Raw genomic sequence first — 10,731 nt, forward strand, 5'->3', positions numbered from 1 at the left:
ACGCCCTCGGGGGGGTAGCGTCGGGCGATTCGTTCGGCGGGGCGGCGGGGACATGGCGGGAGCGCTAGGCGAGGGGTTGAGGGCAGCGTAGCAACGATCGCCGTGGCGAAGATCTGTGGAAGATACCTACGCGAATACGCTCATGACGGTGGCACCTATACCTGGGAGGAGTTGGCCGAGCTCATCCCCGATCTGCGCGAGGGAAAGGTGGAGCGGCGAGCCGTCGAGACGGCGGAAGGCGCAGCGGCCGTGCCGATGATCTGCGAGCGCAAGCCCGAGATCGGCACGCGCCTCGCCACCCGCCAGTGCTACACGCTCGAGCAGTACGTACGTAAGGAGTGTTCCCTCGGCGTGCGCACCCTCCGCGTGCCCGACTGGTGTCAGGCCTTCTTACCCGGGCCGAAATAGGCGCGCGGTGCCGTTGGGGGAATTTGGGCTCGGTCTAGCGAGCTGAGGCGTTAGTATCGCGATCCACGGAGCGTTGGCTCCCATCGGTCAAGGAGAAGGACCATGTCGTTGCGATACACCCTGCTCGCCCTCGCCGCCGCCGCCGTGCTCACACCGGTCACGGCCGCGCTAGCGGATCACCACGAGGGCGGGCCCGCGCCCAGCGCCGCCGAGGCCGCCATGATGGAGGCCATGCAGCGCGCCGCTGCCGTCAATGCGCCCCATCGTCGCCTCGCCGAGATGGCGGGCACCTACGAGGCCACCATGCAGAGCTGGGGCGACCCCTCGGCGCCGCCGATGGAAAGCACCATGCAGGTACGCCGCGAGATGACCATGGGCGGCCGCGTGCTGGAAGAGCACTGGACCGGCCAGATCATGGGCATGGACTTCCACGGTATGGGCCGCACCGGCTACGACAACGTGACCGGCCGCTACTGGAGCACCTGGACCGACAACACCTCCACGGGCCTGTTCGTCTCCTACGGCGACTGGAACGAGGAGAAGGGCATGTTCGAGTTCAACGGCGACGCCATCGACCCCGTGAGCGGCGGCAAGATTCCCTCGCGCATGATCTCCACCTTCCCCGATGAGAACTCCGAGACGATGACCATGTTTCAGGAGATGGGCGGCAAGGAGATAAAGACCATGGCCGCGAAGATCGTGCGTACGCGCTGAACCTGCTGAGCGACCATGCGCTGGCGAGTTCAGCGCGTGGTCGTCTGCTAGCTACCCCAGGGTCCTGAGTCAGAAGTTCGTTGACTCATTCGCGAGGTCTTTTCGCCCCTGAGCACGTTGCTCCTCCTCCCGTGGGGCCTGCCACGCTCGTCGTCGCGCCGCACTCAGGAACGAAAGTCCCCGTGCGAATGACTCAACGAACTTCCAACTCAGGACCCTAGCATCACGCGAGTGCACACGGTGCATACGCCGAGGATGCCCAATAACGATAAGATGAACAGGGGGATGGGCAGCGCCCCCAGGGCGCGTAGCGTCACCAGATAGAAGGCCAGGTACAAGGCCACCGCGGTCACCGCGACGACCGGCAGTGAGTAGTGCCAGATCAGCAGGCCGAGCAGGCCCAGGGCGGCGACGAACGAGATGGCGACGAGGGTGGGCGGCCTGCCCGTGCGGGGTTTGCCGTTGTACTTCACCCCCAGCCAGTAGCCGAGGCGCACGAAGTACCAGGCGAGGCGGCCCACGGCGCGGTTGCCGTTGACCACAGTGACGATCTCGCGGAAGAGCTCGTCTGCATCGTGCCGGTCGATGGGCACATCCCGCACGGTGCCGTCGTCGCCTCGTACCTTGAGATACCCGTAGCGAAACGCGTAGTCGTGGACGATCGAGGCGACCAGGAGTACGCCCAGGGGGCGCAGTACGCCCACGGTGATCAAACTGACCAACCACGGCACGGGTATGGAGGCGCCGTCGAACTGGAAGCGCTCGCCGTTGGTGATCTCCGGGATGATGATCGTGCCCGAGTGGTTGGGGAACCGCTCGGAACGCAGCGTCATGCTCCAGTCCTCGGTGAGGAAGAAAAAGCGCCTTACGGTGGCGATAGCGATCTGCCGTAGCCACGGCGCATCGGGCTTGGTGGAGATCGACTTGAAGATGATCTTCGGCAACCCTGCCAGCGTCACCTCGACGTCTTCGCCCTTGCCGAACGTGGTTAGCTCACTCATCGCTTGCACTTCTCCTTTGCGCTGACGGTCTTAGTCATTAGCGACCCGAGTGACGAGATCCTTGCATAGTGGGTCGGCGATGTCTCGACGCTCCTCTCCAGCGGCCCTACGCTTGCCAACCTCGCTGAGACCTCTCCCTACGTGTCCCGTGCGCGGCCTTTCTCTCACATCGAACGCATTGCGCGAGCAACCGGAAATGCGGTACCAAGGCTGTCGATACCTCGAATTGGATGCGAGGAGCTCCGCCCGTGTGTTGCCGTTCCCTAGCGTTTGCCCTAGCTCTGCTGACGGCCTCCGCCGTCCACGCCACCGATCCGGTTGGCGGCCTCGATGACCTTCCCGAAGCCTCCAGCACCCTCGACGCGCAGTCGTTGCTGATGATCGGCGATGCCTTCTCCCTGGAGAGCGTCGCCCTGAACGTCGACTTCGAGGTGGTCGACGCCGTCAAGACCTGGAGCATTTACGGTTCGGCCAAGGTGAAGGTGGGCAAGGCGCAGAACGAGGCCGATGCCGGCGATGGCGGCGACGATGTGGACGCCATGGACGATGACGCCGGCGGCGGCGACATGGACGACCCCGCCGACAGCGACGATGACGACGATCCCTGTACCGACGATGATGGCGACGACAAGAAGGTCGAGAGCGACGAGTCCGGCACGTTGGAGATCGAGGCAGACCTCGGCGATGCGGACAGCCCCGGCCTGGTCGTCACCGGCGACGGCAAGGTGCTGCAGAGTCTCGACATCGCCCTCAGCGGCGCCTTCGAGCTGGCCGGGCTCACGGTCTGCGTCGACAACGACAACCCCGCCACCATCGACTACCAGGCCGACCAGGACGAGTACGCCCTGTCCGGCGCGCTGACGGTCAAGCGCCTGTGGTCGGCCACGCTCGCCTTGGGCACCCAGGATCAGCCCGGCATCGTCATCGAGAACGGTGACTTCATGCTCGACGGCGTCACGGTCGACCTGGACGATGTAGACGTCGACAGCCTGAAACTGAAGGAATTCGAACTCGCCTACTCCCGCGGCGACGACGGCAGCGTCGACGTCGACGCCACGCTCGACATCGCCTTCCCGGTGGAGGGCTTCGAGGTGGACGGTGAGATCGACCTCGTCGACGGCATCCCGGACACGATCAGCCTCGCCTTCTCCGCCACGGGCGACGACGAGGGCATCGAGATCGGCGATACGGGTGTGAGCGTGGTGGAGATCGGCGCCACCGTGAGCAACCTCGACCAACCGGCGGATTGGCAGATCGACGGCACCATCGGCCTCGATTTCGGCGGCCAGTGGATGATCGACGACCAGGAAGTCACGGCCCTGCGCATGAACGGCGAGGTGATGATCGACCGCAACATGCTCGAAGTGGACGACATGGTGTTCGTGGGCGCCGAGGAGGACGACGACGGTAACTTTACGGGCTTGCTAGGCCAGGGGGATGTGAAGCTCACGCTGGATTGGAGCGAAGATCGCTACGAGCTGAGCGGCACGATGATGTCGCCGACGGACCCGGGCGTCACCGTCATCGCCGACCTGCTGATCGATAAGGGCAGCTACTACTTCCTCGGTGAGGCCAAGCTGGAGGTGCCCGAGAGCGTGCCGGTGGTGGGCGGCTGGGTGCTCGAGGACATCGGCGTCGCCCTGCAGAGTGTGAAGGGTGATGCGGACGACAGCTTCGGCGCCGGGTGGACCAAGGTGATCTTCGCCACCGTCGGGGCCGAGTACAATTTCGGTACGCGCGCCTTCAAGCTGATCGGCGGCAAGACCGTGGGCAACATTCGCCAGGAGGTGATGCAGAACGAGGAGAACGCCGAGAAGACCACCATCACCAACAACTTCACGGTGCCCGAGGGGGCGACCTCGCTGATGATCCGGATCACCCTGACCGATCCGAACGTGAGCGCCTTCGAGTTGGCGGCCGACGCGCTCGCCGTGACCGATCAGAACGGTTTGCTGGTGCTCAACGAGGTGACTAACAGCAACGGCGACCTCGTCACCAACAGCGTCTCGCTGGTGGGCGGCTTGCTGCAGGAACTGGTGGTGCTCGGTCCCTCGCCCCTCGAGCTCACCTACCACGCGGCCCCCCTGCCCGGGGAGACGCTGGCCGGGGAGGGTACCTTCGCCCTCACGTACCTCACCGCCCTCGCGCCTACCCTCGCGATGGACATCGACGTGAGCGGGCACTTCCCCGACCCGACTAACGCGCCCCCCGTGACCATGGCCGGCGCGCCACCGATGCAGGCGCTCAAGTCGCAGGCCCAGCAGGATCTGGTGCTCACGATCGCCCGCAAAGCGACGAGCCCCGAGACCTTGATGTTGAGCTACTTCACCGATCCGACGCTCACCGAGGATGCACGCGTGTCCGTGTTCGTCGACGACGATGACGAAGGCTACGACGGTCGCCTGGTCGCGCGCGATCTGCCCTACGGTGACCACGACCCGGTCGAGGGCGGCGCGCAGATGGCGATGTGGGGCGGCGAGACCTTCAGCCGTAAGACAGATCAGCCCTACTACTTTTATTCGGTGATCGATGACGGTGTGAATCCACGGACGGCCTCACCCTACTCCGAGCCCGTGTTCCGCTCGCCGGCCCTGAGTGGGCGCATCGACGACCCGGCGCGCGAGTTCGCACCGGTGCGATCAGTGCGCGTGTACCTGGATCTCAACGGCAACGGCCAGCACGATGCGGACTTGGAACCGATCGCGCCGACCAATAGCGAGGGCGAGTACGCTTTCCACGATCTCGACGCGGGTGTCTACACCGTCGATGTCATCCTCCCCGGCCACTACCGCTTCGACCGTCTCAACTCCCCGAACCCGCGTGGCGTGCAGGTGGATGCGAGCGGCACGCCGCAGCGGGTGGACTTCGCCCTCAACCTACTCGCTTCCCTAGGCGGCGTGGTGTTCGAGGACGAGAACTTCAACGGCGAATTCGACGAGGGGGAGTCGCCGGTGAGCGGGCTGACCATGTACCTCGATTCGGACGGCGATGGCATCCGCGAGCCGGGAGAGACGCGGGCGATCACCAACCGCGATGGCGCCTACCGCTTCTACGACCTGACCCCCGGCACGGCCTACTTCGCGGTGCCTGACGTGACGGGCACGGGGTTTCGCGTGGCGTCGTTCCTGCCGCTGACGGACTTCGAACAGATGAACGACGGCGACGTGGCCCTGTTCGACGATAGCGTGCCGCCCGATCAGCCGATGATCGTGGATGACGGTGGCGGCGGTGCCGTAACGCCGTGGAGCTTGCTCGTGCTTGGCGGGCTAGCGCTTGTCGCCTCGAGGCGATCCAGGGGGCAGCACAAACGCGAAGACGCAGGCCGCGGCGATGCCTAGCTCCACCACCAAGGCGATCTGAATGGACGTCGACGGCCAGCCGTCGACGATCACGCTCAGTAGGCGCCCGAGCGGGAAGGCGATGAAGACGATCAGGCTGGTGGCGATCGCGACAGTCCGCCAGCGCGGACGCACCAGCCCCGCCAACATCACGCCGCCGAGTACCGCCAGGTTGAGCCCCGGTGCGCGCAGCTCGCTGAGCAGGTCCACCTTGCCGGCGAGGTCGATGCCGTTGCCGGCGTAGAAGGCGTGGGGGGCTAGGGCGATCAGGGTGCCGATCAGCAGGGCTGTGAAGCCGGCGATGGCCAAGATCGTAGTCTGGAGCTTAGTCAGTGTCATCAGAGGCACCTCGAGTGATTGCGGGGCACGGGCAGGCTGGGAAGCGCTCCCCGACGTGAGTAGGTCCAGGTTATTGGCGCTCCGGGCTGCGGGATTGGCGCTCGGTGCCGAAGTCTGTGCATCTGGCGCCAGGGGCCGGGGGCGCCACTCGCGGGCGTATCAGCCGTCGCTCGCGGCCGCCTTGCGGAAGTCGGCGGGGGTGACGCCTTTCCAGCGTTTGAAGGCGCGGGTGAACGTGCTCTGGTCCGCGTAGCCGCAGAGGAAGGCCACTTCGGCCAGGGCGTAGGTGTGCTGGCCGAGGAGAGAGGTGGCGAGGTCGCGGCGTGCCTGCTCCAGCAGATCGAGGTACACGTGGCCCTCCGCGGCCAGGCGGCGTTGGAGCGTGCGCTGGCTGACGCCCAGTTGCGCGGCGATGCTCTCGATCTTGGGTGGGCCTTCACTCAGCGCGCGCGTGACCATCCGGCGCACTCGCGCGTCCAGCGGCTGGGCGCTCGTGCGCTGTTCGAGCTCCGTGTTGAGGTGGTGGTCGAAGAACTCGGAGATCTTCGCATCGCCCAGGCGGTTGGCAACTTCGAGGCTCGAGAGGGACACGCGAAGGCCGTTGCGCTCAGCCGAGTAGGTTACGGGGCAGCGGAAGAACGTCTGCGCCTCCGTGGACTCGTCTGGGGCGCGATGGGCAAAGGACACCGCCTCAGGGGCGAACCCGTCACCGCTCACCTCGCGACTCAGGGCCGTGGCCGCTGCCAGGGCGAGCTCGTTGGTCATGAGTTCTCCCAAGCGGCCGCTGGCGGCGGAGGGAACGGTCATCCACTTGCTGCTGCCGTCGGTGCCTTGCTCCAGGGTGAAGTTGGCGACGTTGGTCACCACCTTGCCGTAGCGTTGCACGCGCTCGAAGGAGCCCTCGAGGTGGGTCGCGGATTTGAAGGCCAGGCCGAAGGCGCCGTAGTCGTCGCAGCGCATCGTGGCGCCGATGCGGATACCGATCGATCGGCCCGCGTCGCACCGTTGGGCGATCGCTTCGAGCAAGCTGAAGAATGCGGAGTCGTCGAGCATCCCGTCGCCGGCGTCGCGAGTAAGCCCGGCGCTTAGGCCGATGTCTTGCAAGAGCTCGGATCGGAAGCGCTCGGGGGAGGCTTGGCCCTGGCCCGCAAGGCTAAGGGCCTTATCGTAGAAGGTGCTCGCTATGTATCCCATGGGGGAGGGGACGCCGCCCGCAGGCGGCGTCCCGCAGCATCAACTCTCGGTGCCAGGGTTGGTGGTCGGCGCGCCGCCTTCGGCCTGCGAGGTGCCCAAGCGACTGACCAGCCCATCCAGGCCACCGTCACCCAAGCCCACTTCCTTAAGCAAGGAGTCGATCAGCGGCCCCTGAGCGCGGTAGCGCAGGGCGCTGGAGACCAGCTGGTCCGCGACGTTGCCGTCGCCGCCGCTGCCGCCCCCGCCGACGCCCGCTGCGCCGCCATCGCCGCCCAGACCGGAGACATTGATGATCTTGATGCCTTCGATCTGCTCCATCGGCTTCACGCTCTCACCCACGATGCTCGCCAGGTGCTCGATCAGCGCCAGGCGGATCTGCATGCTGATCTGATCGTCCGAGAGCAGGTTCGCGGCCTCGTTCAAGGCCTGCTTACCGGTTGCATCCACCTCGTAGCGGCGGGCCGCCGCCTCCGCGTGCATGAGCTCGGCGTCACTCTCACCGCGGGCAGTGATACGCGCCTTGTTGGCTTCGGCTTCGGCGAGCAGTCGCACCGCTTCGGCCTGGTCGTCCGCCGCCTGCTTTTCAGCCTCGGCCGCGGTGGTCACGGAGATCGCGGCCTTGTCAGCCACCTGACGGGCCATGACCAGCTCCACTTCCATCTGACGCGTGGCACGTTCCACATCGCGTACGGTGGCGACCGCTTCCTCCTCCTTCACGGCGATCGCGCGGGCGCGGTCGGCCTCGGCACTGGCCTCGGACTCGGCACGCGAGCGTTCGGCCACGGCGATGGCGCGATCCTGCTCGGCGAGCTCGATGGTCTGACGCCGCTCCACCTCGGCCTTCTCCACGGAGCGCTCCTTGTCGATGCGCTGCGCTTCCACCTCGCGCTCAGCCACGATGCGTGCGGTCTGCACCTCGCGGTCTGCGTTAATGGCGGCCGATTCGGCGTCGCGCTGCTTCTCCGCCTGCTCCGAGGCGATCTCCGCGGTCTGCGCCGCCTTGCGGATCTCGATCTCGCGCTCCTGCTTCAGGCGCGCGTACTCGGTCTCGCGCGCGATATCGAGCTTCTCGCGTTCGGCTTCCAGGTTCTTCGCCTGGATCTGCACCTGCGTGTCCTGCTCGATGTCGTTGCGCACCTTGCGCCGCGACTCGATGGCCTGCGTGAGGCGCGTGAGACCCTCCGCGTCGAAGGCGTTCTGGGGGTTGAAGTGCTCGAAGCTCGTCTGGTCGAGGGCCGTCAGGGAGACGGACTCGAGTTCCAGACCGTTCTTGAGCAGGTCTTCGGACACCACCTGCTGCACCTTCTGTACGAAATCGACGCGACGCTCGTGCAGCTGTTCCATGGCCATCTCCGCGGCCACGGCGCGCAGGGCGTCGACGAACTTACCTTCGACGAGGCCCTTGAGCTCGCCGGGGTTCATCGTCTTCATGCCGAGGGTCTGGGCAGCGTTGGCGATGGCATCTGAGGTCGGCTTCGCGCGCACGTAGAACTCTGCCGTCACGTCGACCCGCATGCGGTCGGCGGTGATCAAGGCTTGTTCGTTGGCGCGGCGCACCTCGAGGCGTAGCGTGTTCATGTTGACCGGGATGATCTCGTGGAACACGGGGAACACCAGGGCGCCGCCGTTGATGATCACCTGCTGCCCGCCGAAGCCCGTGCGCACGAAGGAGACTTCCTTCGACGCCCGCTTGTACATGCGCGAGAAGATCAGCAGGATGACCAGCAGTAGCACGATGACCGTGCCGACCGATAAGGCGATTAGATTCGCTGTAGGTCCTAGATCGGGCATAAGATTCCTCGTTGTTAGTTATATGTAATCCGTGTGTTCAATCCGTGAGCACCGGCGAGGGGTTCACGATGGCCGTGAACACCGCGCCGCGTTGGGCGACCAGTAACACCTCCGTGCCCTGCTCGAACTGCGCCTCCGGGCGATCCGGCTCCACCATGATGTAGTGGGTGTGGCCGTGCTCGTCGCGCAGCTTTGCCTCCGCCGGGGCCTGGGGGCGGGCCGTGCCGAGGGTGATGACGGCGATGCGCCCCACGAAGGTGCTGTCGCTCACGGCGTCCGTCTCCTGCTTGGGCATCACGCGCGCCAACCCGCGGCCCAGCACGTTGGTGGTACCTAAGCCCACCACTAGGGCGATGGGCACCACCAGCCAGCCGGTGAGGACGAAGCCCACCAATTCGAGGGCGATCGTCTGCACGACCAGGCCGGCGAGGCCGAAGCCCGCCAGGAAGATCACCAGCAGCACCAGCACCGGCACCCGTCCCAGGCACAGGAAATCCAGCACCTGGGCGCCGAACCCACCGGAGAGTTCGGGTGCCGAGATGTCGCCGTCGACGTCGAGCTCGGGCAGCAGCGAGTCCAACCAATCGGACAAGCCGCCGCCCGCCAGTACGCCGAGCACTTCGATCACCCCGACGAAGGCCATCAGGCCGAGCGCCCCGGCGAAGACCCAGTTGGGTCCCGCCGTTAAGAGTTCGATCATTCGCTCTTAGGCTCCGCCTTCAGGCGCGCCAAGCGTTCGCGGATCCGGTGTTCGCGCGATAGCTTGTCCAACTCCGCCAGGCGTGAGGCGTCCTCTCGACTCTCGGCGCGAGCGCCGCCTGGCAGACCCGTGGTGCGTGCCATTACGCGATCGAAGGCTGCGGTGGCTTCCTCCACGCTGTCGTTGGCCTTGGCTGCACCACTCGCGCCCGCACTGCCCGGCGTGGACTGGGCGGCTTCGCGACTGGCCAGGAACTGCTGGTACTCCGCTTCCATCTCCCGGCGTCGGGCCTGCAGGGCCAGCACGTAGCCTTCCAGCTCACGTTCCTGTTCGCCTGCATCGCTGACGGACTTCTCGAGCACAGGGATCTGGGCTTCGATGTCCATCTGCTTGGCGACCGCCGCTTCGGCCAGGTCGTCGCGACCGCTGTCGAGGGCGATACGGATTTGACCGTCGAGCTCGCCGTGGCGCTGGTTCTCGTCCATCAGGCGCCGGCTCGCCAGGTGCTTGTTCGCCACCACCTTGCCGAGTTCCGCGCGCACGTCGGCGATGGCCTCGTCGACTTCGCGGATGGTCTGTTGCATGACCGCGTCCGGCGCCGAGTTCTCCACCGCGTCGATCAGGGCGTTGAAGCCCCCGCTGACGAGGCGTCCTACGCGTTTTCCTATTGTTTCTGTCATTGCTTCTCCTGCTCCCTCGTCGTCTTGCCTCGGTTGTCGATAATCACCTGCGCCAGCTCGAGCATCGGCTCGATCGCGCCGTCGATGCGCGTGGGCTCGTAGCACGAGCTGCGTCGCGTCACCGCCATCTGCAGCACCGACTGCATCAGCACCAGCACCCGGGCGAGGAGTTCCACCTCGATCTCCTGCAGCGCCTGAGCCGACAGCTCCTTGTCCGCGCCGTTCGAGGCGATCAGGTACGCCATGCACTCCGGCACCCAGTCCGCCACCCGCGTGACCAGCTCGGAGTGCATGTGATGCTCGAACTCGCCGGCGCGAATGATGCGCATGGTGGGGGCGAGCATCTCCTCCACCAGCTTCAGGGAGCCGATGAAGTCCTCCGTGCCGTCGTGGCGCTGGCGCGCCTCCACGATGATGGCGCGCAGCTTCTCGCTGGGGGTGGTCGCACCCTCCACCTCGAGCCTTGCGATGAATTCGGCGTCGTCCGGCGTTAGCCGCGCGCTGATCGGGATGGTTTTGCCTGCCACGGTGTCAGTGCCTCGGTTGCGGCCAGGCCGCGCTTCCAC

10 protein-coding genes are annotated in these 10,731 nt (G+C 66.0%); 3 read left to right on the forward strand and 7 right to left on the reverse strand.

All coding sequences use genetic code 11. The annotated features are described in order from the left end of the window. Nucleotides 1-102: 102 nt before the first annotated feature. Together AAF184_22235 and AAF184_22240 are read left to right on the forward strand one after the other, a co-directional pair. Nucleotides 103-408: a hypothetical protein gene (locus tag AAF184_22235; GenBank protein ID MEO0425070.1), complete on the forward strand. Its 306-nt coding sequence runs from the start codon at nucleotides 103-105 to the stop codon at nucleotides 406-408. A gap of 102 nt (nucleotides 409-510) precedes the next feature. Next, a complete protein-coding gene (locus AAF184_22240; GenBank protein MEO0425071.1) occupies nucleotides 511-1,122 on the forward strand; it encodes a DUF1579 family protein in 612 nt (203 codons plus the stop codon). A 209-nt stretch (nucleotides 1,123-1,331) separates the two neighbouring features. Here the strand turns inward: AAF184_22240 and AAF184_22245 are convergent, their stop codons facing one another. Continuing rightward, complete coding sequence (locus tag AAF184_22245) at nucleotides 1,332-2,123, reverse strand: DUF1353 domain-containing protein (protein MEO0425072.1); 792 nt, start codon at nucleotides 2,121-2,123, stop codon at nucleotides 1,332-1,334. Between the two features lie 248 nt (nucleotides 2,124-2,371). On the opposite strand from AAF184_22245, the gene AAF184_22250 reads away from it, so the two are divergent. Beyond that, nucleotides 2,372-5,461: an SdrD B-like domain-containing protein gene (locus AAF184_22250; GenBank protein MEO0425073.1), complete on the forward strand. Its 3,090-nt coding sequence runs from the start codon at nucleotides 2,372-2,374 to the stop codon at nucleotides 5,459-5,461. Here AAF184_22250 and AAF184_22255 read toward each other — a convergent pair. From AAF184_22255 to AAF184_22280, 6 genes are all read right to left on the reverse strand, one after another. Further along, complete coding sequence (locus AAF184_22255; GenBank protein MEO0425074.1) at nucleotides 5,390-5,800, reverse strand: DUF4345 domain-containing protein; 411 nt, start codon at nucleotides 5,798-5,800, stop codon at nucleotides 5,390-5,392. The two genes, AAF184_22250 and AAF184_22255, sit on opposite strands and share 72 nt — an antisense overlap. Nucleotides 5,801-5,959: 159 nt before the next feature. Further along, nucleotides 5,960-6,994 carry an AraC family transcriptional regulator ligand-binding domain-containing protein gene (locus tag AAF184_22260; GenBank protein ID MEO0425075.1) on the reverse strand — a complete coding sequence of 345 codons (1,035 nt, stop codon included), beginning with the start codon at nucleotides 6,992-6,994 and terminating at the stop codon, nucleotides 5,960-5,962. Nucleotides 6,995-7,033: 39 nt separating this feature from the next. Further along, a complete protein-coding gene (locus AAF184_22265) occupies nucleotides 7,034-8,785 on the reverse strand; it encodes a flotillin domain-containing protein (protein MEO0425076.1) in 1,752 nt (583 codons plus the stop codon). A gap of 37 nt (nucleotides 8,786-8,822) precedes the next feature. Beyond that, the gene (locus AAF184_22270) at nucleotides 8,823-9,485 is read right to left on the reverse strand and encodes a YqiJ family protein (GenBank protein MEO0425077.1); all 663 of its coding nucleotides are present in this window, start codon (nucleotides 9,483-9,485) and stop codon (nucleotides 8,823-8,825) included. Continuing rightward, nucleotides 9,482-10,165, reverse strand: a complete 684-nt coding sequence (locus AAF184_22275) for a PspA/IM30 family protein (GenBank protein MEO0425078.1) — start codon at nucleotides 10,163-10,165, stop codon at nucleotides 9,482-9,484. Before AAF184_22275 ends, AAF184_22270 begins: the two co-directional genes overlap by 4 nt. After that, nucleotides 10,162-10,731: hypothetical protein (locus AAF184_22280; GenBank protein ID MEO0425079.1), on the reverse strand; the 570-nt coding region annotated here is incomplete at its 5' end. The genes AAF184_22275 and AAF184_22280, both read right to left, overlap by 4 nt.

It is taken from the genome of Pseudomonadota bacterium (assembly GCA_039815145.1).
Taxonomy (GTDB): domain Bacteria; phylum Pseudomonadota; class Gammaproteobacteria; order Steroidobacterales; family JBCBZW01; genus JBCBZW01.